The organism is Allobosea sp. GW821-FHT09G06 (genome assembly GCF_059416005.1).
In genome coordinates, this window is the sequence record NZ_JBWKOI010000002.1 from 311,653 (window position 1) to 334,848 (window position 23,196).

Genomic DNA, 23,196 nt, shown 5'->3' on the forward strand with positions numbered 1-23,196 from the left:
CGGCGGCTGCGCTAGACAGGGCGCATCCGCTGCGGAGGGCTTCGTCCTTGCGTATCATCGTCGAGCGCGCGCTGCGCCAGAACTGGGAGCGCCTGTTCTCCTATGCTCTGCGCCTGAGCGGCAACCGCGACGGCGCGGCCGATCTCCTGCAATCCTGCGCGACCAAGGCGCTTGCCGCCGCGCCGCCGGAGGAGGGGGAGCGCGTCCGGGCCTGGCTCTTCGCGATCCTCCGCAATATCTGGATCGACGAGCATCGCCGCGGCGAGACCGGCGCGCTGGCTGCCGAGGAGACGCTCGAAGACGAGCAATGGCGCCATGACGACCGGATGATCGCGGTCATCACCGTCAGGCAGGCGCTGGAGCGTCTCGAGCAGCCTTATCGCGAAGTCATCGAACTGGTCGATCTCGCCGGCTTCCGCTATGGCGAGGCGGCGGATATCCTGGGCGTGCCCGTGGGAACCGTGATGAGCCGCCTCAGCCGGGGGCGGCTTTTGCTTCTGAATGCGATCGAGGGCGGGGCCGTCCGCCCCTTCGCCGCGCGGCAGCGCAAACGAGCCAACGACACGTGACCGATAGCGAACGCCCCTCCTGGACCACGCTCAACGCCTATGTCGACGGCGAGCTGGAGCCCGATCAAGCCGCCAAGGTCGCGGCGGCGCTCGCTCATGACCGCGAGGCTGCGGCGCAGGTCGCGACGCTGACGAAGCTGCGCGCCACCGTCAAAGCCGCATCGCCCATGCCGGCGCCGCCGCCCTTCGTGTTGCCGCTAGCCCGCTCGCGCGTCGCGCGCTGGCTGCCCTGGGCTGCCGCCGCCTGTCTCGCATTGCTCGTCGGCGCTGCCTCGCTCGGCATCGGCTACCGGCAATCGCCGGGCTCGTCGCTTTCCGCTGCCGTGGCGGCGCATCAACTCTGGCTCGCGCAGGCGACGCCCGGCGAGGCGCCCCGTCTCGGCGTCGAGTTGGCCGGTGCGGATGCGGGTGCCTTGCCGGACCTCACGCTCGCTTCGTTGCGCCTTGTCCATCTCTCGCTCGATCCAGCGGGGCGTCGCGGCGGCGGCATGCTCGCCGGCTATGTTGGCCCGAACGGTTGCCGTGTCGGCCTCTGGATCGCCCCGGTCGAGGCGGCGCTGCCGCTGCAGCCGGCGGTGCAGGACCGCGACGGCCTCCTGGTTCGTGCATGGCGAGGGGAGAGGGCGAGCTATGCCCTGCTCGGGCGCGGCATCGATCCGGCTCGCCTCGACGGCATCGCCGCGCTCGTTGCCAGGATCACGCGTGACGAGCCCGGCATCCCGCGCGAGCAGGTCGCGGCGTTGGCCGAGGCGCGCAGCGTCGGCCCCGCCTGCCTCGGCTGAGAATTTTTTCTCTCGGCTTGGAATAAATCGAAGGCCTGAAGCGTCGTCTCCAGTGAGGAATATGTCCTCGGGAGAAACGCCATGCTCAACGAAGCAGACCTGCGCGAGGGCGCAGCCGCTACCGATGCCGCTCCTGCTGCCGGCGCTACCGATACCCCCCGTACATCGCGACGTCTCATTCTCGGCGGCAGCCTCGCCGCCCTGAGCCTTGCTGCCGGCAGCCTCGCCCGACCGTCTCCTGCCGCCGCGCAAGGTGCCCCGGCCGCCGCGCCGGCCAAGGGGCCGCAGCCCTTCGACTATCCCGGCAAGGACAAGGGCCTGACCCTGCTCGGCGACCGTCCGCTCGTCGCCGAGACGCCCGAGAGCCTGCTCGACGACGACACCACGCCGATCTCGAAATTCTTCATCCGCAACAACGGTCAGGTGCCGGAGCCGATCAAGGATGCGGATGGCTGGCAGCTCAAGATCGAGGGCGAGGTCGACAAGCCGCTGACGCTGACGGTCAAGGAGCTGAAATCCCGCTTCAAGCCACAGACCTTCCGCATGGTGCTGGAATGCGGCGGCAATGGCCGTTCCTTCTATCAGCCGGCCGCACGCGGCAACCAATGGACCAATGGCGGCGCCGGCTGCGCCGAATGGACCGGCGTGCGCCTCGCCGACGTGCTGAAGGCGGCGGGCCTCAAGGCCTCCGCCAAGTTCACCGGCCATTACGGCGCCGATCCGCATCTCTCGGGCGATACCACCAAGGATGCGATCTCGCGCGGCATGCCGATCGAGAAGGCGCTGGAGCCGCATTGCCTGATCGTCTGGGCGATGAATGGCGAGCCGCTACCGCATATTCATGGCGGCCCGCTGCGCCTCGTGGTGCCGGGCTGGCCGGCCTCGCTCTCGTCGAAATGGCTGAACCGCATTCTCGTCCGCGCGACGCCGCATGACGGGCAGGGCATGGGCGGCACCTCCTATCGCGTGCCCACCGTCCCGCTCGTTCCCGGCTCGAATGCCGACGGCAAGACCAATTTCGCCGATCTGACCTCGATGCCGGTGCGCTCGATCATCAGCGCGCCGGCCAATGGCACGCGCCTGCCGGCCACGACGCGCGAGGTCACGCTGCGCGGCGCAGCCTGGGCCGGCGACCACAATATCGCGAAGGTCGAGGTCTCCTTCGATGCCGGCCAGCGCTGGCATGCCATGACGCTCGCCAAGCCGAAGAACCGCTACGATTGGGTGCGCTGGACGGGCAAGATCAAGCTGCCGAGCGAGGGCTATTTCGAGCTCTGGGCCCGGGCGACCGATTCCCGCGGCGTCGCCCAGCCGCATGTCGCGACGAACTGGAACCCGCAGGGCTACGGCTCCAACCCGCTCCATCGCATCGCCATCATGGTGGGTTGACGATGGTGTTCGCGCAATCGCTTCGGATGGCCGCTCTCGCGGCCATCCTCCTCGCCCCCTCCGCCGGCTTCGCCCAGGAGGAGACCGCCGAGACGCTGCCGGATTTCCCCGGCCGCGAAGAGACATTCGGCTACTGCATCGCCTGCCATTCGATGAAGGTCGTCGGCCGGCAGGGCATGGATCGCGCCCGCTGGGACGAGACGCTCAACTGGATGACCGAGAAGCACAGCATGCCGGAGCCCGATCCGGATATGCGCAAGACCCTGCTCGACTATCTCGCGCAGGCCTTCCCGCCGAAGGCGCCGGCGAAAAGCGGCGGCTGGGTCAGCCCCTTCGCTCCCAAGCAATAGGATCTCCGAGATGAAGTTCGCAATCCTCGCCGGCGCCGCCCTGCTCGCGGCCGCCACCCAGCCCGCTCGCGCCCAGGACGCCGCTGCCGGCGAGAAGGTCTATGCCCAGTGCCGCGCTTGCCATCAGGTGGGCGAGACCGCCAAGAACCTGGTCGGCCCGATCCTCAACGGTGTCGTCGGCCAGAAGGCCGGCACGCGCGACGGCTATAGCTACAGCGCCGCGATGAAGGATTCCGGCCTCACCTGGAACGAGGCGACCTTCGCCGAATACATCCAGAACCCGCGCGGCAAGGTGGCAGGCACCAAGATGATCTATGCCGGCCTCAAGGACGAGAAGCGCATCGCCGACCTGCTGGCCTATCTCAAGCAGTTCGACGCCGCCGGCAAGAAGGCCGAGTGAGGGCCTCCGTCAGGCCATGACCAGCCCGCCATCGACATGGAGCACCTGGCCGGTGACAAAGCGGCTCCAGTCGCTGGCGAGGAAGAGCACGGGGCCGGCGACATCCTCCGGCGTTGCGATGCGGCGCAAGGGCATCTGCGCGATCAGCATCTCGCGGACTTCCTCCGGCGTCGTCGCGCTCGCCTCAGTCGGGTAGACCAGCCCCGGCGCGACGCAGTTGACGCGGATGCCGAGCGGCCCGAGTTCGGCCGCAAGATTGCGGCTGAAGCCGACGAGCGCCGCCTTGGCGGTCGTGTAGTCGTGATAGGGAATGCTCGGCCTCGTCACCAGATCGCTGGCAAGATTGACGATACTGGCGCCGCTGCGGCGCTGCAGCAGCGGCAGCATCGCGCGGCTGACCGTATAGGCCGCCTTCACCGCGCCCTCGAATTGCTGCTCGTAAGACTCCCAAGGCGTCTCCCAGAAGCGGGTGCGGTTGTCCGGGTCGAAGCGATAGGGCGCGAAGGCGTTGTTCACGACGACGTCGAGCCGCCCGACCTCCTCCGCGATGCGCGTCGCCATTTCGGCGACGGCTTGGGGAGAGGTGACGTCGGCTGCGATGGCCAGCGCCTCGCCGCCGAGAGCGCGGCATTCCGCAGCGACGGCCTCGGCTGCCGCCTCGTTCGTCCGGTAGTTGACGATGACGATCCCGCCCTCGGCCGCGAAGGCCTTCGCGATCGCAGCCCCTATGCCGCGGCTCGCGCCGGTGACGAGGATCGCCCGGTCGCGGAAGCTCACGGTGCGCCGTCCTTCGCGGGGATCAGGTCGCTCTTCACCACCGTCTTCATGTCGATCTGGCGGGTGATCAGGCCGAGGCTGCGGAACGTGTCGGCGCCTTTCTGCAAGGCATCGAGATCGAAGCGGCCAAGCCCTTCGCGCTCCGTCGTCGGCGAGACGCTCGATGCATTGCGCAGCTTGATGATATCGAGGTTCACGGCCTCGTCGCGGCCGTTGATCGCGCGGGTGACGGCGATGCGCGCGGCCTCTTCGGGCTTTGCGATCATCCAGGCGGCGGAATCGCGATAGGCGGCGAGGAAGCGCTTCAGCAGCGGCTTGTTCTGCTCGTAATAGCTTTCCTTCACGACGAAGATGTCGCTCGGCAGGTTGAGCTGGTCGCGGACCTCGATGACATTGGCCTCGCCCAGGCCTTTGGCGCGGGCGACGAGCAGGCCGGTATCGGTCGCGGCGGTGGCATCGACCTGGCCCTGCATCAGCGGCGCGAAATTGAGCAGGCCGGTCGGCTGGACCTGCACGTCCTTCTCGCCCAGGCCCACCTGATGCAGCAGCACGAGCAGGTTCTGGTAGGTGCCGCTGGCGAGGCTGTAGACGCCGATGCGCTTGCCCTTGAGATCGGCGGCGGTGCGGATGCCGCTGCTCTTCAGCGCGACAACGTTGAAGACGTTCTGCGGATAGATATTGTAGATCGCGACGAGCTTCTCGCCCTTGTCGAGCGCGAGATAGAGCGCGGCCGGATCGGTGAAGGCGATATCGGCCTGCCCCGCGAGCATGTTCTGCAAGGCCGCCCCGCCGCCATTGCCCGGCACATAGTCGAGCGCGATGCCTTTCGCCTTGAAGAAGCCCTTGTCCGGCTCCGCCAGCAGGTTGGTGATCTCGCTGATCGGCTGGCTCCAGCCGGCGACGGTGACCTTGTCGAGCGGCTGGGCCGTCGCGGGGGCAGCGGCCAGACAGGAGAGGGCGAGCATGAGGAAGGCGCGCAGCGCGGACATGGATATCTAGCCTTTCGAGAAGCGATGCAGGACGCGGCGCTCGATCAGGCGCACGGCCTCGTAGAGCAGCATTCCAAGGGCGGTGATGACGATGAAGAGCGCGAAGATCAGGCTCGAATCCATCACGCTTTGCGCAGCGATGATCGAGGCGCCAAGCCCGATCCGCCCGCCGATGAACTCGCCGACGACGGCGCCGACCAACGCCAGCACGACGGCGACGCGCAGGCCCGCCATGATGACCGGCAGTGCCGCGGGCAGCTTGAGCCGCAGCAGGGTCTGGGGGCGGCTGGCGCCCAGCATGCGGAAGAGCTCGCGGCGGGAGGCATCGACCTCGTTGATGCCGGTCAGCGTGTTCTCCATCAGCGGGAAGAAGCAGATCAGCGCGGTGATGACGACGGTCGGCGTCATGCCGAAGCCGAACCAGATGATGAAGAGCGGTCCGAGCGCGAGCTTCGGCACGAGCTGGCTTGCCAGCACATAGGGCCGCAGCAGCCGGCTCAGCGCCGGGAATTCCGCCAGCAGCACGCCGACACCGAGCCCGACGACGGCGCCGATGCCGAGGCCGAGCGCCATCTCGGCGGCGGTCATCGCCAGATGCGGCCAGAGCCGCCCGGTCGCGATCTCGCTCCATAGCGTCGCGAGCACGGCGGAAGGCGGCGGCAGGACGAGCGGTGACAAGCCGCCGAACCGGCACCAGGCTTCCCAGCCGGCGAGCAGCGCGACGAGCAGCAGGAGCGAGGGCAGGCGAGCCATCATGCCGCCGGCCTCCTGCTGGCAGCGGCAGCGCCGTCCATGGCATCACGCAGAGCACGGCAGGCGGCGATGAACGAGGGCGCATAGCGCATGTCGCGATGGCGCGGGCGGGCCAACTCGATCCGGCGCACATGTGTCACGCGGCCGGCCGCCATGACCGCGACCGTGTCGGCGAGATAGACAGCCTCGCCGATATCATGGGTGACGAAAAGGGCGGTGGTGCCGCGGAGCGCACAGAGGCGCAGCAGGTCGTCCTGCAACTCCTCGCGCGTCAAGGCATCGAGCGCAGCGAAGGGTTCGTCGAGCAGCAGCAGGTCGGGGTTGCCCACCAAGGCGCGGGCGACGGCGACGCGGCTCTGCTGGCCGCCGGACAGCTCGGCCGGGCGGCGCGTCGCGAAATCGGCGAGGCCGACACGTTCGAGCAAGTCGAGCGCGGCATCCTTGTCGGCGACGGTGGGGCGGCGCTTCAGCGAGACCGGCAGCAGGACGTTGTCGAGCGCGCTCAGCCAGTCGAGCAGCGTCGGCGCCTGGAAGACGAAGCCGGCGCGCGGGCTTGGGCCGGCCAGCGCCGCGCCGCCGATGTGGATCGCGCCCTCGTTCGGCATCAGCAGGCCGGCGGCGAGCTTGAGCAAGGTGGTCTTGCCGCAGCCGCTGCGGCCGAGCAGGCAATGAATCTCGCCGCGCGGGATCGACCAGTCGACCGCATCGACCACGGCCGGGCCGGCCGCGTCGTAGCGATAGCTGGCCCGCTCGATCGTGACGAAGCCGGGCTTGTGCGGTTCAGTCGACATAGGGCGCGAACCCTTCTGCGGCGGCTTCCGCTGATTGCTCGATCTCCGTGAAAGTGACGAGGTCGAGCAGGCTGAAGCGCCCGTCATGATGCCAGCCGGCCTCCGGCGCGGTCATGCGGCCAAGCGGCGCGATGCGGCTGACGCCGACCGAGCCGAGCTTCTCGGAAAGCCGGAACAGCCGCTCGGGCGATGCGGCGATGCCGGCCGTCTGCAGGAAGTTGCGATAGGGCGCGACGAGCGCGGGGACATCGTCGAGGCTTTCGACCGAGACCAGCTTGAGCGTGCGGTTCAGCCCCGTCGGGTTCAGTGCTTCCGGTGTCTCGACATGGACGACGCTCCAATTGTCGGATGGCTCGCCGAGAAGCTCGGCGGCTCCATCCATCGCGCGCGTCTCCTGCGCGCTACGCCATGCGGCGATCGAGGCGGCTTCGCCCTGTGACAATGCACGGCGCGGATGGCGCGAGACGATGGAGCTGAGTTCATGCGCGACGTAATGGGAGAACTCCGAGGGGCTGACCTTTCCGCCACGCTCGACAAAGAGCATCTGCGGAGAGTAGCAGCCCTGCTGCTCGTAGCGCGTGACGTCATGGGCCGCGAGCCGGGCCAGTGCGGGCGCTTTTCGGCTGTCGAGCGCCTCGCGCGCGATCACGCCGAAGCCGATCTTGTGGCCATGCGGCAGGAAGCGGGTCGTGATCGGCAGCTTGGCGCGCAGCGCCGTCAGCGTCTCGTTGCCGCCATAGGCCATGACGGTGTCGGCCGCGCGCAGGAAGACCGGCTCGGCAGCCGCTTCGCCGCCCTTCCACCAGGTGATGGCGAGGCATTCGCCGATCTCGGGGTCGATCTCGGCGAGAAGTTTCGCGAACCAGCCGGCCGTTAGCGGCTCGGCCGAGGCGAGCTTGCCGATATTGCCCGCCTTCACCAGCAGGCCGCAGATCAGGCTCCAGAGCGAGAGCGCCGGCACATTACCCGCCCAGACATGCAGCAGCAGCTCCGGGCCATGGGCGCGCAGATAACCGCCCTTGGGCGTCGGCTGGAAACCGTCGAGCAGGCCGGGATTGGCGAAGTCCTCGGCCAGGAAACGCAGGAGCTGCGGGCGCCGGAAGGTCTTGAGATAGCCGGTGAGGCCGAGCCGGACCGTCTCACGATCATAGCCGGTGACGATCGGCAGCAGGTGCTCGGCCTTGCGCCGCAGCGGGTGGCTGCGGTCGAGCAGGCGCGCGATGGCGGCATCGATCGCGGCGACGATGCGCGCCGTCTCCATCCGTTTCAGCTTGACGCGGGCATTGTCGCGTACATGCGCGCAGAGCGCCTTTGCCTGCGCCTCGTCGAGCTCCGGCAGCGCGATGATGGCGCTCTCGCCCCAGGCGCTGTGACTGACCTCGCGCCAGCGCAACGCCTCGCGGTTCAGGCCCGGCAGATGGCCCGCATGCTCGATCACGGCGATCAGCCTCGCGCCGCTGCGAGGAATTCGGCGACCGCGACCGAACAGCCCTTCGAGGCCTCGCCATCGACACGGCCGAGCAGCTTGAAGCCACCCGGCACGATCTCGCCGGCATCCTCGGTCAGGATCGCCGCGACGCAGTTGAAATGGGCGAGGTCGTGATGGACGATAACGCCGCGCTCGCCGTCCGGCAGGTCGGTGCCGGTGAGCGGATCGACCACGCGGCTGCGGATCCAGTGCGGCCCGGATTTCACCGACGGACAGACGGCATTGCCGTCGTCATAGAGCTGCGAGCTGAGCTCGGTCATCCCGTACATGTTGATGCAGGCCGAACGCGGCACGCCGAAGGCGGCGCTGAGCCCGTCATAGAACTCGTCCGGCCCCAGTTCGCGCGACTGGCCCTTGAAGCCGCCGGTATCGAGAATGCGGCTGCCTTGCGGCAGGGCGAAGCGCCGGCCGCTCGCGGCGAGCGCGTCCAGCACGGGCACGAAGGAATAGCTCGCGCCGAGCAGAGCATAGGGCTCGCCGCTGGCTTCGACTTGCGCGAGCGTTGCCAGCAAGCGGTCGAGGTCGAGACCGGCGGCATTGATGAAGGTCTCTGAATCCGCCGTGCCGCATTCGCGCTTGGCGAGCGAGAGATAGGTGGCGAGCGAGGAGTTCGGCAGCTCCGTCTCGTCCGGGAAGAGGATGCCCATGCGGATGCGCTCGCGCCCACGCATGAAGCGCGCCCGGAAATTCACCAGCATCGAGCGCTTCCAGACGTCGAGCGTCGGGTGGTAGCTGCGGCCGCGGATGCCTTGCGTCGTGCCGCTGGTCATGAAGACGCGTTCGGCTTGCTCCGGCGGGCTACAGCTCAGCGTCAGGTCCTTGAAGGCGGTGATCGGCACGGCCGGGATGTCGCACCAGCGCTTCACCGAGAGCGGCGTGCGGCCGCGCTGCAGGCAGAAGCGCTTATAGGGCTCGTTGTTGCGAAACTGATAGGCGAAGACCTTGAGTGCCATCGCCTCGAACACGGCTTCCGACGCGTCGGGAAGCGCGATGAACGCCGATAGCGCCGCGATGATCTCGGCTTGCGTCACTTCAACCCACTCCGTTCGGACGCGCGGCCAAGCCGAAGCGTCGATCGCTGGAGGATCACGAGCGCAAGCTGGAATCAGGGCCTGTGACGGCCGCATGTCCCGCATCCCTACGCCGGTATGATCCGGATCAGGTTCGGAGGGTCACCGCGTTGCCGGGCTCGAAAGCCCAGCCGGCGGAATCTCAGCCTCCTAGCGAGGCCCCCCTGGGAACGGATGCAGATGACGAGCGGTGGGCCCTGCTGTCAAGCAGTATAGGAAAAGGCGCCGTGAACTGCGGCCACGGCGATCTCGGTGGCGGACTGTGGCGAAGCTGCTCGGCATGACTATGACAGTGCCGTCATTGGCTTCGAGACGGCTCAGATCGGTGCGCCACTGACAACGGCAGCGTTTGTGCGTCCGCAACATTCCCTGTTGCGCTGCATCTGACGACGATGGCGGGTTCAGGCGTTTACCATTGATTCACCAACGCATATCGGCGTCGTCAGCTTTCCGGTAATGCTGGGCGTGTGGTGGTCAATGTTCGATTGAAGCATATCTAGATCGACCTCAATTCAAGAGGATGCGCCAATGACCAGATGCGATAGCCATTCTCGTTCACATTGGGCGATGCGACCTCCTATCGACGATGGCCCGCCCAAATGGAGCTCGCCCTATATCAGCGTGCCGCTGGGCATAATCGGCGCCCTCGTGCTGACCTTGGCTGCAGTCGCCCTGGGCCTCGCTGATGTCGCCAATCGCGCCGCGAGGTCGATGAGAAGTTCTACGCGTTGACGATGGAGCCCTGACGTTGTCGAGGCCGGGAACTGCTATGCTCCCGAGAGTATTGCAGCCCTGTGTCGACGCATCCGGCGTGAGCTATCCGCCGAGATCGCCCGCGATGCGCAGCAGGTATTGTCCGTAGTCGCTCTTCGCGAGCCTCTCGCCCAGCAGCGTCAACTGCGCAGCCGAAATCCAGCCTCGCCGCGTGGCGATTTCCTCGGGACAGGCGATGCGCAGCCCCTGGCGGCTTTCCAGCGTGCGGACGAACTCGCCCGCTTCCAGAAGGCTGTCGGGCGTGCCGGTATCGAGCCAGGCGAAGCCGCGTCCCATGCACTCGACCGAGAGCGCGCCCCGCTCCAGATAGGTCCGGTTGACATCGGTGATCTCGAGCTCGCCGCGCGGCGACGGCTTGAGGCTTCGGGCGATCTCGACCACTTCGGCGTCGTAGAAATAGAGGCCCGTCACGGCCCAGCTCGATTTCGGCGCCTTCGGCTTCTCTTCGATCGAGATCGCCTTGCCGGCTTTGTCGAACTGGACCACGCCGTAACGCTCGGGGTCGCGGACATGATAGGCGAAGACGGTCGCGCCGCTCGCGCGGGCCGTCGCGCGTGCCATCATCTCCGGCAGGCTGTGGCCGTAATAGAGATTGTCGCCGAGGATCAGGGCTGATGGTTCGCCGGCAACGAAATCGGCGCCGATCAGATAGGCCTGCGCCAGCCCGCCGGGATGGGGCTGCTCGGCATAGGTCAGGCTCATGCCCCAGTCGGAACCGTCGCCGAGCAGGCGCTTGAAGTTCGGCAGGTCATGCGGCGTCGAGATGATCAGCACCTCACGGATGCCGGCCAGCATCAGCGTCGAGAGCGGGTAGTAGATCATCGGCTTGTCGTAGACGGGCAGGAGCTGCTTCGACATCGCCAGCGTCATCGGATGCAGCCGCGTGCCGGAGCCGCCGGCCAGGATGATGCCCTTCATCGTTGCTGCTCCTTGCCTTGATCCCCAAGCAGCCGCGCGACGCAGGCACTGAGCGAGCCCTGCCAATCCGGCAGCCTCACGCCATGAGCCTGTGAAAGCTTGCTGCAATCGAGCCTGGAATTCGCGGGCCGCCGGGCCGGCGTCGGGTAATCGGCTGTGGCGATGCGCTTGACCCGGATTGGCTTGCCGCCCTGCCGCTCGCGCTCGGCGAAGATCGCCTCGGCCACATCGGCCCAGACGGCCTCTCCCGCCGCGCTCATGTGGAACACGCCGCGCAAGCGAGTATCGTCCGTCCGTGCGGTCAGATTGCGCGCGACGGTGAAAATCGCATCGGCGATGTCGAGCGCGCTGGTTGGACACCCAGCCTGGTCGGCGACGACGCCGATCTCGTCGCGCGTCTCGGCGAGGTGCAGCATCGTCTTGACGAAGTTCCTGCCGAAGGGGCTGTAGATCCAGGCCGTGCGCAGGATGGCGTGGTTGTCGGTCGCCGCCGCGACCGCCTGCTCGCCGGCGAGCTTGCTCGCGCCATAGGCCGAGATCGGGCCGGTCGCATCGTCCTCGCGATAGGGCCGGTCGAGCGCGCCGTCGAAGACATAGTCGGTCGAGAGCTGGATCACGGGGATGCCGAGCGCGGCCGCGGCCCGCGCCGCCTCGCCGGCCGCCTCGCCGTTGACGCGCATGGCAAGCTCCGGCTCGCTCTCGGCCTGGTCCACGGCCGTATAGGCGGCGGTGTTGACGATCACGTCGGGCCGGGCCGATCGCAGGGCGGGCGCGACCGTCTTCGGGACGGCGAGATCGAGGTCGGGGCGGCGCAGCGCGATGACCTCAACGCCGACCGGAATACGTTCCAGCATGGCGCAGACGACTTGCCCGGTCCAACCGGTGACGGCGATACGGAGTGTCATCAGTCGAAATAACGCAGCATCTCGGCGAGGCGCGGATGCTTGCGGTCCTTGTCGGAGAGGGTGAGGCCGGAGAGCGGCAGCCGCCAGTCGATGCCGAGCGCCGGGTCGTCGAAGGCGAGGCCGTGGTCGTTCTGCGGCGCGTAAGGAGCTGTGACCTTGTAGAGCACCTCGGTATCCGGTTCGAGCGTGACGAAGCCATGGGCGAAGCCGACCGGAACCAGCAATTGCTTCCAGTTTTCGGCGGAAAGCTCGACCGCGACATGCTTGCCGAAGGTTGGCGAGGCGGCCCGGATATCGACGGCGACATCGAGGATGCGGCCGCGCGTGACCCGCACCAGCTTATCCTGCGCGAAAGGCGGCGACTGGAAGTGCAGGCCGCGCAGCGTTCCGACCGGCGCCGACAACGACTGGTTGTCCTGGACGAAATCGAGATCGAGCCCGGCCTCGAAAAAGGCCTTGCGGCTCCAGGTTTCCGAAAAGAAGCCGCGATGGTCGCCGAATTTCTTCGGCGTGACGATCTTGACGGCAGGGATCGCCGTTGCCTCGACGCTCAGCATGTCTTCCCCCGCTCAGGCCGCGCCGAGGCGCTCGCCGCGATAGACGCCGGAACGGATATCGCCCCACCATGTGGGGTTGGCGAGATACCATTCGACCGTGCGGCGCAGGCCCGTCTCGAAAGTCTCCTTCGGTGCCCAGCCGAGCTCGCGGCCGATCTTGCCGGCATCGATCGCATAGCGCGCGTCATGGCCCGGTCGGTCGGTGACATGGGTGATCAGGCGCTGGCGGGCGCCCTTGGGGTCGGGCCGGAGCTCGTCGAGGATGGCGCAGATCGCCTGGACCACGTCGATGTTCGTCTTCTCGTTATGGCCGCCGATATTGTAGCTCTCGCCCAGCTTGCCGGTCGTCGCGACGGTCAGCAGCGCATCGGCGTGATCGTCGACATAGAGCCAGTCGCGCACATTGAGCCCGTTGCCGTAGACCGGCAGCGGTTTGCCCTCGAGCGCATTGATGATCATCAGCGGGATCAGCTTCTCCGGGAAGTGAAACGGCCCGTAATTGTTCGAGCAATTGGTCATCACTACCGGCAGGCCATAGGTGTGGTGCCAGGCCCGCACCAGATGGTCCGACGCCGCCTTGGAGGCCGAATAGGGCGAGTTCGGCTGGTAGGCGGTATCCTCGCGGAAGAACCCGTCGCTGCCCAGCGAGCCGAAGACCTCGTCTGTCGAGATATGGTGGAAGCGGAAGCGCGCCTTGCGCTCCTCCGGCAGCGCCCGGAAATGGCGCAGCGCCTCCTGCAGTAGCGTAAAGCTGCCGACGATATTGGTCTCGATGAAGGCCGCCGGCCCGTCGATCGAGCGGTCGACATGGCTCTCGGCCGCGAGATGCATGACGATGTCGGGCTGGAAATCGGCGAAGATCGCCTTCATCCGCTCCCCGTCGCCGATATCGGCCTGCTCGAAGCGGTAGCGGTTGCTGCCGGAGATCGGTGCCAGCGAGGCGAGGTTGCCGGCATAGGTCAGCTTGTCGACGACGCAGACCTCATGCTCCGTCTCGCCGATCAGCTTCCTCACCACGGCCGAACCGATGAAGCCGGCACCGCCGGTCACGAGAAACCTCAGGGGCATGGGATGAAATCCTGGCGGCAGCGGTCGTAAAGGCGGGGAGATGAAACGGGCGAGGCGCACGCGCCCTGATCGCCGGTCCTGACCGTCGGCCTCAACTCACATCCCCCTTCGCCGAACGGCAGGTGTCACGAAGCATTTTTTCGCGCGACAGCGAAACGCCCGAACCGCGGCGAAACCAAGGCCCTCTCATTCCGGGCGTTGAATTCGCTGTTCGGGGAGATGCTGCCGCGCAGGCGTTCACGCCCGCTCGAGCGCAACCGCGATGCCCTGGCCGACGCCGATGCACATCGTGGCGAGCGCCCGGCGCTTTCCGGTCAAGGAAAGCTCCAACGCGGCCGTACCGCTGATGCGGGCGCCGGACATGCCGAGCGGGTGACCGAGCGCGATCGCGCCGCCATTCGGGTTCACATGCGCACCATCCTCGGCGATGCCGAGCTCGCGCAGCACCGCGATGCCCTGCGAGGCGAAGGCCTCGTTCAGCTCGACGATGTCGAAATCGCTGGGCTTGAAGCCGAGGCGTTCGCAAAGCTTGCGCGTCGCCGGGATCGGCCCAAGACCCATGACGCGCGGCGCGATGCCGCCTGTCGCGCCCCCCAGGATACGCGCAATCGGCGTCAGCCCGTATTTCGCAGCCGCCTTCTCGGAGGCGATGATCAGCGCTGCCGCGCCGTCATTGACGCCCGATGCATTGCCGGCGGTGACGGTCCCGCCTTCCTTGCGGAACGGCGTGCCGAGCTTGGCGAGCTTCTCCAGCGTGGTGTCGCCGCGCGGATGCTCGTCGATCTCGACGCGGATGGGATCGCCCTTGCGCTGCGGAATCAGGACCGGGACGATCTCCTTGGCCAGTCGGCCGTTCTGCTGGGCGGCGACCGCCTTGAGCTGCGAGCGCAGCGCGAAGGCATCCTGGTCGGCGCGGCTGATATGGCAGTCGGCGGCGACGTTCTCGCCGGTCTCCGGCATGGAATCGATGCCGTACTGGGCCTTCATCAGCGGATTGACGAAGCGCCAGCCGATCGTGGTGTCGTGGATTTCGGCATGGCGCGAGAAGGCGCTGTCGGCCTTGGGCAGGACGAAAGGCGCGCGCGACATGCTCTCGACGCCGCCGGCGATCATCAGCTCGGCTTCGCCCGCCTTGATTGCGCGTGCCGCGGCGATGACGGCATCCATGCCCGAGCCGCAGAGCCGGTTGATCGTCGTGCCCGGCACTTCCTTGGGCAGGCCGGCCAGCAGCAGCGACATGCGCGCGACGTTGCGGTTGTCCTCGCCCGCCTGGTTGGCGCAGCCGAAGATCACGTCGTCGACCGCGCTGAAATCCACGCCTGGATTCTGCTCGACCAGCGCCTTCAGCGGCACGGCCCCGAGATCGTCCGCCCTGACCGAGGACAGCGAGCCGCCGAAGCGGCCGATCGGGGTGCGGACATAGGCGCAGATGAAGGCTTCGGTCATGTCACGGATCCTGCTGTCTCGAAGGCGGATGGCTTTTAGATGCGATAGAAGTCCCGATACCATGAGACGAAGCTGGCGAGGCCCGTCTCGATCGGCGTGGAAGGCTGGAAGTCGACGCTGGCAGTCAGGTCCGCCACATCGGCATAGGTCGCAGGAACGTCGCCGGGTTGGGCGGGCAGGTGCCGCTTGATCGCCTTGCGGCCGCAGGCATCCTCGATCGCCGCGATGAAACGGTCGAGACGCACCGGCGTGTGGTTGCCGATATTGTAGATGCGCCAGGCCGCGGACGACGTTGCGGGGTCCGCGGCCCTGCCGTCGACCGACGGGTTGGCCTGCGGCGGCTTGCCGGCCAGCCTGACGATCGCCTCGCGGATGTCGTCGACATAGGTGAAGTCGCGGCTCATCGTCGCCTCGTCGTAAACGTCGATGGAGCGACCTTCGAGGATCGCCTTGGTGAACTTGAAATAGGCCATGTCCGGCCGCCCCCAGGGTCCGTAGACCGTGAAGAAGCGCAGGCCCGTCGTCGGGATGGCGTAGAGATGGGAATAGGAATGCGCCATCAATTCGTTGGCGCGCTTGGTCGCGGCATAGAGCGAGACCGGATGGTCGGCCCCGTCATGCTCGCTGAACGGCACCTTGGCATTGGCGCCGTAGACCGAGCTCGACGAGGCATAGACCAGATGGTCGACCGGGTTATGCCGGCAGGCCTCGAGGATCGAGAGAAAGCCGTCGAGATTGGAGGCCGCATAGGCGCGCGGGTTTTCGAGCGAGTAGCGCACCCCGGCCTGGGCGGCGAGGTGGATCACCACCTGCGGGCGGAAAGCGGCGAAGGCGGCCTGCACGGCATCGTAATCGGAGATATCGATCTGCTCGAAGGAGAAGCCGTTGCGGGCCGTGAGACGGTCGAGGCGCGCCTGCTTCAGGGCCGGGTCGTAATAGGGGGTGAGGTTGTCGATGCCGAGAACCTGAACGCCCTTGTCGAGCAGGGCCTGCGTGACATGGAAGCCGACGAAGCCGGCCGCGCCGGTCAGGAGCACGCGTTCGAACGAAGGGGCTTGATCCACCTGAGCTTCCTGTAGAAACGGTCGCGGGCAGGCTGCGCCGCTTCCTGTGCGGGGTGTTTTCGCCGTGTATGGCGAGTTTGGATCGTCCTAGAGCATCGGCCCGAAAAGTGGAACGCGGTTTTCGGGCAAAGCCGATACAAGATCAAAGAGCTAGGGCATCGAACGGCATACGATGTTCCGTCTGATGCTCTAACGCGTTTGCGCCGCGGCGAAAGCGAGATACTCCGCAAGCAGCGCTTCGGCTGTTTCGAGCGTCGGCGCCTCGACATAGACGCGTAGCTCCGGCGCATTGCCCGAAGCCCGGAAATGCACCGTTGCGCCGTTGCCGAGCGTCAGGCGCAGCCCGTCCCGGCGATCGCGTGCGGCGACCCCGCCATGGCTGGCGAAGGCTGTGTCCCGGAAGCTCGCATCCTCGCCGTCGAGCCGGGCGATCAGGGCTGCGGTCTTCTCCTGCGCGACCTCCTGCAGGCGGTTCGACAGGGCGATGGCGAAGCGCGCTTCCGCCGCCACCGTGCTCAGCGGCTTGCCGGAACCGCGGGCCAGCGCGATCGTCGCCAGGATCGGCAGCAGGGCGTCGCGTGTCGGCAAGGCATCGAGGCGCCTCCCGTCCCGCGTGACGTCCGAGCCCAGCAGGACGCCGCCATTCGCTTCGAATCCTATGATGACATCGGCACCCTCGGTCTTGGCCTGCGCCATGCCGGCGATGACATAGGGCGAGCCAACGCGCGTACGGACGACTGTCTCGAACGACCCCGGGCGGTCGAGCGCCGAATTCGACGTGACCGGCGTGACGATCGCGTCGGCCCCGATGAAGCGCGCGGTGAGGGCACCGACGAGGTCGCCACGCAGGAAGCGACCGGTCTCGTCGGCGACCAGCGGACGATCCGCATCGCCATCGGTCGAGACGATCGCGTCGAGCTTGCGCTCGCCGGCCCAGCGGCGGGCGAGATCCTCGTCCTCCGGGCGCAGCGCCTCGGTATCGACGGGAATGAAGACATCGCTGCGGCCCAATGCGACCGGTGTGGCGCCCAGCGCGGTCAGTACCTTGCAGATGACGTCGCGGCCGACGGAGGAGTGCTGATAGACCCCGATGGTGAGGCCTTCCAGCGCCCGTGCGAAGAAATCGACATAGCGGGCGCGGTAGCTGGCAATCACGTCACGCGGTTGCGCCACGACCGAGACATTTGGCGCTGCCGCAAGGGCGAGCGCGGCATGCTGGGCAAGAATGCGTGTCTCGTCGGCTTTGTCGATCTCGCCTTGGGCGCGGTAGAATTTCAGCCCGTTCCGGTCGTCGGGGATATGGCTGCCCGTGACCATGATGGCGGGACTGCCGGCAGCCATGGCGGCCTGGGCGAGGGCCGGCGTCGGCACGGCACCGCAATCCACCGGCTTGAGCCCGGCATCGGCGACGGCCTGCGCGCATTGCGCGGCGATAAGCGGGCTCGACGAGCGCAGGTCCCGGCCGATCAGCACCTCGCTTTGCGGCCCGGCCGCCTGATCCTCCAGCAGCATGGCGCAGAAGGCGCGGACATGGGCATAGGTCGGCAGGCCGACCAGCTCCGTCACGAGGCCGCGCAGGCCGGAAGTACCGAATTTCAGGCTCGTCATATGCCGCCGGTCCGTCGTTTCTAATTGTCTGCGATACCTAGCGCAGCACAGCCTGTGGAGTCACTTCGTCGTCTCGGGTTTCCAAGCGCGCTCTGAGGTTATCGTGTGAGGCAACCGGCGGGAGATCGTCATCTCCTGCCGGCATTCCGGGGGGCTCTTCGCGACAGATCGCTCGACAGCATCGCGTGATCCCGCCTTGCGGCGCATGTTTCCGCAAGCCGCTTAGGAAGTGATCGCGGCCCAATCGGCCCTCGGCAATACGACGCCTGCCGGGCTCGCCCTCAAATCCGAGCTGGAAAGCAGGCCGCCTGAAACCATGCATGATGATCCGAGCCTGATTTGAGCCCTTGAAACGCCCAGAAGGCGTTCATCCTGAAGCAGGGCGCGGACGGGGTTCCGGTGGCGGACATTTGCCGGTGGCTGTGCGCGCCGTGTCTAAAATTATCGCAACAAGAGCCCTTGGCGGTGATGCGGAATCGCGGAGGAAAGCCACGATCATGCATGGATCTGGGTTATGGCGCTTCCGACAACGCACTGCACGAGAACGGAGATTTCGATTCCAGTTCATGCGCCCGGCCGGACGCGCGGCGCATCCGATTTCTGGCCCAGACTTTGCTTCAGGCAATCAAAAGTTTCATCTTCGTTAAAAAAACGACGCGATGCGCTCATAGTTGATAGTGCGGTTAAGAAAGCGTAGATATCCCGCTGCTGACCGATGATTGGGATTCTCATGGCGATCGATTTCGTTGCTGCAAACGAGTCAACCCGAGAAGGCGGTATACGGTTTCGCTATGACCTTTCGGGGCGTTTCGTTGCGTTAACCGATATTGCAGCGATTATTGGCTCGAGCCTGATTTGTGGTTTTGTCTACGACGTGGTGCGGGACGGGACCTCGTCCGTCCTGGTGGATTCCACCGCGCTGGGTGCGCTTTTTGCCGCCCTCTTCGTTCTTCTAATGCAGCAGCGTGGCTTTTACCGGCCTATCGAGCTGTTGCGGCCGCTCCGGCAGATTTCCAATGCCTTGGCCATTTGGCTCGTCATTACCGGGTTCCTGACGCTGATCGGCTTCGCGCTGAAGACGGGGCACCTCGTCTCGCGTGCGACGACCATCTCGTTCGTGGTCGTCGCTTTCGGCGTGGTCGCCATGTCGCGCCTGTACTGGCAAGGCTTCATCCGCCGCGCACTGGAGCATGGCAAATTCGCGACACGGCGGGTCGCGATCATTTCCGATCGTTCGGGCCGGGACCTGAGCCGGACGACGCAGCGGCTCGCGCCTTTCGGTTTGTCGGTGAACGCGAGCGTGCGCCTGCCTGTCGGTGACGCAACGTCCGAGGGGAACGTGGACACGATCCTCGACCAGGCCGTCGCGGCGATCCGGGGGTCGAACATCCAGGAAATCGTCGTGGCGCTCGATAGCAGCCGCCTCGACCTCGCGGAATTGGTCTTCGCGCGGCTGCGGATTCTGCCGCTGCCGATCAAGTTCATGTTGGACGGCAAGCTGGGCGATCTCGTCTTGCGTCCGGTCGAGCGCTTCGGTCCGAACTTGGTTGCGGTCGAGGTGCATCGCGCGCCGATGAGCGAGGGCGAGCGTGCCGCCAAGCGGTTCTTGGACATCGCTGTCGCCGGCTCGGGGCTGCTGCTGATCTCGCCCTTGCTGATCATGACGGCGATTGCCATTCGCTTCGACAGTCCGGGCCCGATCCTGTTCAAGCAGGCGCGCAACGGCTTCAACAACCGGCCGTTCAAGATCCTGAAATTCCGCAGCATGCGGGTTATGGAAGACGGGGAGGTGGTTCGGCAGGCCTCGCGCAAGGACGATCGCGTGACTGCGGTCGGCCGTTGGATCCGGAAGTTGAGCATCGACGAGCTGCCGCAGCTCTGGAATGTCCTGCGGGGAGAGATGTCCATCGTAGGGCCGCGACCGCACGCCATGGCTCATGACGAATATTACGAGCAGCTGATCGGCGATTATCCCTATCGCCAGCACGTCAAGCCCGGACTGACGGGCTGGGCTCAGGTCAATGGCAGCCGTGGCGAAACGCCGACCACGGAAAGCATGGCTGAGCGCGTTAAGCTGGATCTCTGGTATGTCGAGAACGCCAGCATCTGGCTCGATATCCGGATCATTGCGCGAACCTTCGGGACGCTTTTCAACATAAAGCATACCTACTGATCGTTGTGGTTTTTGCGCGCGAGGTAGAGCAGCGTCTCTCCACGTCGATGGATCCTTTTCATGCCTGTTGAATCAACGTCAGCACCCAGCCGGTCTCCCGCTCTTCAGCCAGCCAACGGGGACGGAACAAGGGTCATCGTCACGCCGCTGATCATGGCTGGCGGCGCGGGAACTCGGCTTTGGCCGGTGTCGCGGGACTCGATGCCCAAGCAGTTCATCAACCTGCTTGATGACGGGCTGTCGACGTTCCAGACGACGTTGCTCCGGGTTCAGGGCCCGCAATTCGGGCGGCCGGTCGTCATCACCAACCAGGAATTCCGCTTTGTCGTGGCCGAGCAGATGCATGTGCTCGGCATCGCCGGCGATATCATCCTTGAGCCTGAGCGCCGCGACTCGGCCGCCGCCGTGGCAGTTGGTGCGCTTTTCGCCCAAGCCGGCTCACCTGACGCCGTCGCGATGGCGCTGGCGGCGGATCATGTGGTGATGGATGCGGATGCTTTCCGGGTAGACTGCCTGGAGGCGGCTGCGCTCGCAGCCGACGGGCGGATCATGACGCTCGGCATTGTTCCGAACCAGCCTTCGACGGCCTATGGCTATATCGAGCCGGGCGAGACACTGGGTTCGGACAAGGCGCGGCGCCTGGCGCGCTTCGTGGAAAAGCCGGACGCGGCGACGGCACAGGGCTATCTCGATCGCGGCTTCCTCTGGAACAGCGGCAATTTCGTTTTCTCGACGGCGACCATGCTCGCCGAGCTCGAACGCTTTGCCCCGCAGGTGCTCGCAGGTGCTCGCGCCGCGCTGGACGCGGCGAAGACCGATCTCGATTTCATCCGGCTCGACCCGGCAGCGTTCGCCGAGATCACGAAGATTTCGATCGATTACGCGGTGATGGAAAAGACCGACAAGGCCGGGGTCCTGTCTGCGGATTTCGACTGGTCCGATGTCGGGGCATGGGACTCGATCCACGAGGTGATGGCGAAGGACGGCGCCGACAACGTCTTGCAGGGGCCGGTCGTCGCCCTCGATACCTCCGGCTCCTTGCTGCGCAGCGATGATATGCTGGTCACCGGTATCGGCCTGCGTGACATGATTGTCGTCGCCACGCGCGATGCTGTCCTCGTCGCGGCGAAATCGGAAGCTGCCAGGGTCAAGGCGCTGGTCGAGGAGCTCAAGCAGCAGGGGCGCCCGGAAGCGGTCGAGCACCTGCGGATGTATCGTCCCTGGGGCTGGTATCAGCGGATCGATATCGGCTCGCGCTTCCAGGTCAAGCGTATCAATGTCAAACCGGGCGGAAAGCTCAGCCTGCAGAAGCATTTCCACCGCTCGGAGCACTGGGTCGTGGTGCGCGGAACCGCGGAAGTCACGCTTGACGGCACCATCCGCCTGATCCACGAAAACGAGTCGATCTACCTGCCGATCGGCTGCACGCACCGGATGGCCAATCCCGGCAAGATCGACCTGGAGCTGATCGAGGTCCAGGTCGGCAGCTATACGGGCGAGGACGATATCGTGCGGATCGAGGATATCTACGCGCGCTCCTGAAGCGTGCGGCCGAGAGCTTGGGGCCGCCCAGGTCTGCCTACGGGCAGGCTTGGAGCGCTATGGAGCGTGATGACAGGGCTCTATCGTCCGTGAGACAAGCGCGGCGGCGCGCCTGGAATCGCTGAGGAGTGACGAATGAAGATCGTGATGGTTGGTTCCGGCTATGTCGGGCTTGTTTCGGGTGCCTGCTTTGCCGATTTCGGCCACGAGGTCGTCTGCGTCGATAAGGTCGAGGCCAAGGTCGCGGCTCTGAAGCGCGGCGAGATCCCGATCTTCGAGCCCGGTCTGTCGGATCTGGTGCGGACGAATGCGGCGGCGGGACGTTTGTCCTTCACCACCGATCTCGCCGGTCCGGTGGCGCAGGCCGATGCGGTCTTCATCGCGGTCGGCACGCCCTCGCGCCGCGGCGACGGCTTCGCCGACCTGTCCTATGTCTATGCCGCGACCCGCGAGATCGCCGGGGCGATCAAGGGCTATACGGTGATCGTGACCAAGTCGACGGTCCCGGTCGGCACTGGCGACGAGGTCGAGCGCATCATCCGGGAACTGCGGCCGGATGCCGATTTCGCCGTGGTCTCCAATCCGGAATTCCTGCGCGAGGGCGCCGCGATCGAGGATTTCAAGCGGCCGGACCGCATCGTCGTCGGCACCGATGACGAGCGCGCCCGCACGGTGATGGCCGATATCTACCGGCCGCTCTATCTCAACAACGCGCCGATCCTGAATACCGGCCGGCGCACCGCCGAGCTGACGAAATATGCGGCCAACGCCTTCCTGGCGACCAAGATCACCTTCATCAACGAGATCGCCGATCTCTGCGAGCAGGTCGGCGCCAACGTTCAGGACGTGGCGCGCGGCATGGGCCTCGACAATCGCATCGGCGGCAAGTTCCTGCATGCCGGGCCGGGCTATGGCGGCTCCTGCTTCCCGAAGGATACGCTGGCCCTGATCAAGACGGCGCAGGATTACGGCACGCCCTCGCGCATCGTCGAGACGGTGGCGGCGGTGAACGACCAGCGCAAGCGCGCGATGGGGCGCAAGGTGATCGCGGCCTGCGGCGGCGCGGTCAGGGGCAAGACGGTCGCTGTGCTAGGCCTGACCTTCAAGCCGAACACCGACGACATGCGCGACGCGCCCTCGATCGCGGTGGTCACGGCCCTGCTCGACGGCGGCGCGACGATCCGCGCCTATGATCCGGAGGGCATGGAGCAGGCCAAGGCGGTGCTGCCGGCGGGCGTGACCTATTGCGGCGACGCCTATGAATGCGTGGCGGGCGCGGACGCGGCGGTGATCGTGACCGAGTGGAACATCTTCCGCGCGCTCGATCTCGACCGGGTCAAGGCGGCGATGGCGGCGCCGGTCCTGGTCGACCTGCGCAATGTCTACCGGGCCGAGCAGGTCCGGGCCAAGGGCTTCGCCTATGCAGATGTCGGCCGCGGCATTGCAGCCCCCGAAGGCAATGAAGCCGAAAGCGCGGCTTGAGCGGGCGCGGCGGAGCGGCGTGTCACTGACCCGCCGCGCGCTCCTTCCGCCGCCCTTTCCTGCATCAGCGCCCGCTCCCGGGCGTTCTGCATGAGCCCGAGAGGGCTTTCGAAGGCCTCGGCCGCCTCCCGATGACGGCCGAGGGTGGCGAGCAGGTTGCCGCGCGCGCCCGGCAGCAAGTGATAACGCTTCAGCGCAGGCTCGCCGGCCAGCGCCTCCACAAGCGCAAGCCCGTTTGATGGCAGCCCGGTCCGGCCTAGCACCCAGTTATCTCGGCAACGATCATGGCCCGAGATTCGC

21 protein-coding genes and 1 riboswitch are annotated in these 23,196 nt (G+C 66.5%); of the genes, 8 read left to right on the plus strand and 13 right to left on the minus strand.

All coding sequences use genetic code 11. From position 1 onward, the window contains the following. Positions 1 to 47: 47 nt before the first annotated feature. The 5 genes from AC07NY_RS11640 to AC07NY_RS11660 all read left to right on the plus strand — a co-directional run bounded on the left by AC07NY_RS11640 (position 48) and on the right by AC07NY_RS11660 (position 3,490). Entirely contained in the window at positions 48 to 569 is a 522-nt protein-coding gene (locus tag AC07NY_RS11640; protein WP_492284705.1) for a sigma-70 family RNA polymerase sigma factor, read from the plus strand. Then, positions 566 to 1,351, plus strand: a complete 786-nt coding sequence (locus tag AC07NY_RS11645; RefSeq protein ID WP_494583969.1) for an anti-sigma factor family protein — start codon at positions 566 to 568, stop codon at positions 1,349 to 1,351. The genes AC07NY_RS11640 and AC07NY_RS11645 overlap by 4 nt, the downstream gene beginning before the upstream one ends. 81 nt (positions 1,352 to 1,432) lie before the next feature. After that, positions 1,433 to 2,740, plus strand: a complete 1,308-nt coding sequence (locus AC07NY_RS11650) for a sulfite oxidase (protein WP_494583970.1) — start codon at positions 1,433 to 1,435, stop codon at positions 2,738 to 2,740. Positions 2,741 to 2,766: 26 nt separating this feature from the next. Further along, on the plus strand, positions 2,767 to 3,090 hold the full coding sequence (locus tag AC07NY_RS11655) for a hypothetical protein (RefSeq protein WP_494583971.1): 324 nt from the start codon (positions 2,767 to 2,769) through the stop codon (positions 3,088 to 3,090). A gap of 10 nt (positions 3,091 to 3,100) precedes the next feature. Further along, complete coding sequence (locus tag AC07NY_RS11660) at positions 3,101 to 3,490, plus strand: c-type cytochrome (protein WP_492284701.1); 390 nt, start codon at positions 3,101 to 3,103, stop codon at positions 3,488 to 3,490. A 9-nt stretch (positions 3,491 to 3,499) separates the two neighbouring features. Here AC07NY_RS11660 and AC07NY_RS11665 read toward each other — a convergent pair whose 3' ends face one another. The 13 genes from AC07NY_RS11665 to AC07NY_RS11725 form a co-directional block, all read right to left on the minus strand. Next, the gene (locus tag AC07NY_RS11665; RefSeq protein ID WP_494583972.1) at positions 3,500 to 4,267 is read right to left on the minus strand and encodes an SDR family oxidoreductase; all 768 of its coding nucleotides are present in this window, start codon (positions 4,265 to 4,267) and stop codon (positions 3,500 to 3,502) included. Further along, positions 4,264 to 5,256 carry an ABC transporter substrate-binding protein gene (locus tag AC07NY_RS11670; protein WP_494583973.1) on the minus strand — a complete coding sequence of 331 codons (993 nt, stop codon included), beginning with the start codon at positions 5,254 to 5,256 and terminating at the stop codon, positions 4,264 to 4,266. The genes AC07NY_RS11665 and AC07NY_RS11670 overlap by 4 nt, the downstream gene beginning before the upstream one ends. 6 nt (positions 5,257 to 5,262) lie before the next feature. Further along, positions 5,263 to 6,012 (minus strand): ABC transporter permease, encoded by a 750-nt coding sequence (locus AC07NY_RS11675; protein ID WP_494583974.1) that lies wholly within the window; start codon positions 6,010 to 6,012, stop codon positions 5,263 to 5,265. After that, positions 6,009 to 6,800, minus strand: coding sequence for an ABC transporter ATP-binding protein (locus AC07NY_RS11680; RefSeq protein ID WP_494583975.1), 792 nt, complete (start codon positions 6,798 to 6,800; stop codon positions 6,009 to 6,011). The genes AC07NY_RS11675 and AC07NY_RS11680 overlap by 4 nt, the downstream gene beginning before the upstream one ends. Continuing rightward, the gene (locus tag AC07NY_RS11685; RefSeq protein WP_494583976.1) at positions 6,790 to 8,238 is read right to left on the minus strand and encodes an acyl-CoA reductase; all 1,449 of its coding nucleotides are present in this window, start codon (positions 8,236 to 8,238) and stop codon (positions 6,790 to 6,792) included. The genes AC07NY_RS11680 and AC07NY_RS11685 overlap by 11 nt, the downstream gene beginning before the upstream one ends. Positions 8,239 to 8,243: 5 nt before the next feature. After that, positions 8,244 to 9,320: a LuxE/PaaK family acyltransferase gene (locus AC07NY_RS11690; protein ID WP_494583977.1), complete on the minus strand. Its 1,077-nt coding sequence runs from the start codon at positions 9,318 to 9,320 to the stop codon at positions 8,244 to 8,246. 86 nt (positions 9,321 to 9,406) lie between these two features. Then, positions 9,407 to 9,535: riboswitch (TPP riboswitch) on the minus strand. A gap of 640 nt (positions 9,536 to 10,175) precedes the next feature. After that, positions 10,176 to 11,051: a glucose-1-phosphate thymidylyltransferase RfbA gene (rfbA, locus tag AC07NY_RS11695; protein ID WP_492284694.1), complete on the minus strand. Its 876-nt coding sequence runs from the start codon at positions 11,049 to 11,051 to the stop codon at positions 10,176 to 10,178. Beyond that, positions 11,048 to 11,956, minus strand: a complete 909-nt coding sequence (rfbD, locus tag AC07NY_RS11700; protein ID WP_492284693.1) for a dTDP-4-dehydrorhamnose reductase — start codon at positions 11,954 to 11,956, stop codon at positions 11,048 to 11,050. The genes rfbA and rfbD overlap by 4 nt, the downstream gene beginning before the upstream one ends. Continuing rightward, positions 11,956 to 12,513, minus strand: a complete 558-nt coding sequence (rfbC, locus tag AC07NY_RS11705) for a dTDP-4-dehydrorhamnose 3,5-epimerase (protein ID WP_494583978.1) — start codon at positions 12,511 to 12,513, stop codon at positions 11,956 to 11,958. Before rfbC ends, rfbD begins: the two co-directional genes overlap by 1 nt. Before the next feature lie 12 nt (positions 12,514 to 12,525). Next, positions 12,526 to 13,581, minus strand: coding sequence for a dTDP-glucose 4,6-dehydratase (gene rfbB / locus AC07NY_RS11710; protein ID WP_494583979.1), 1,056 nt, complete (start codon positions 13,579 to 13,581; stop codon positions 12,526 to 12,528). A 237-nt stretch (positions 13,582 to 13,818) separates the two neighbouring features. After that, complete coding sequence (pcaF, locus tag AC07NY_RS11715) at positions 13,819 to 15,027, minus strand: 3-oxoadipyl-CoA thiolase (RefSeq protein ID WP_494583980.1); 1,209 nt, start codon at positions 15,025 to 15,027, stop codon at positions 13,819 to 13,821. A 35-nt stretch (positions 15,028 to 15,062) separates the two neighbouring features. After that, positions 15,063 to 16,091 (minus strand): NAD-dependent epimerase, encoded by a 1,029-nt coding sequence (locus AC07NY_RS11720; RefSeq protein WP_492284689.1) that lies wholly within the window; start codon positions 16,089 to 16,091, stop codon positions 15,063 to 15,065. A gap of 189 nt (positions 16,092 to 16,280) precedes the next feature. After that, a complete protein-coding gene (locus AC07NY_RS11725) occupies positions 16,281 to 17,699 on the minus strand; it encodes a phosphomannomutase (protein ID WP_492284688.1) in 1,419 nt (472 codons plus the stop codon). 730 nt (positions 17,700 to 18,429) lie between these two features. Here AC07NY_RS11725 and AC07NY_RS11730 point away from each other — a divergent pair. The 3 genes from AC07NY_RS11730 to AC07NY_RS11740 all read left to right on the plus strand — a co-directional run bounded on the left by AC07NY_RS11730 (position 18,430) and on the right by AC07NY_RS11740 (position 22,896). Beyond that, positions 18,430 to 19,872: an undecaprenyl-phosphate glucose phosphotransferase gene (locus AC07NY_RS11730; RefSeq protein ID WP_492284687.1), complete on the plus strand. Its 1,443-nt coding sequence runs from the start codon at positions 18,430 to 18,432 to the stop codon at positions 19,870 to 19,872. Positions 19,873 to 20,025: 153 nt separating this feature from the next. Then, positions 20,026 to 21,414 carry a mannose-1-phosphate guanylyltransferase/mannose-6-phosphate isomerase gene (locus AC07NY_RS11735; protein ID WP_494583981.1) on the plus strand — a complete coding sequence of 463 codons (1,389 nt, stop codon included), beginning with the start codon at positions 20,026 to 20,028 and terminating at the stop codon, positions 21,412 to 21,414. Between the two features lie 135 nt (positions 21,415 to 21,549). After that, a complete protein-coding gene (locus tag AC07NY_RS11740; protein ID WP_494583982.1) occupies positions 21,550 to 22,896 on the plus strand; it encodes a UDP-glucose dehydrogenase family protein in 1,347 nt (448 codons plus the stop codon). The last annotated feature ends 300 nt before the right edge of the window (positions 22,897 to 23,196 follow it).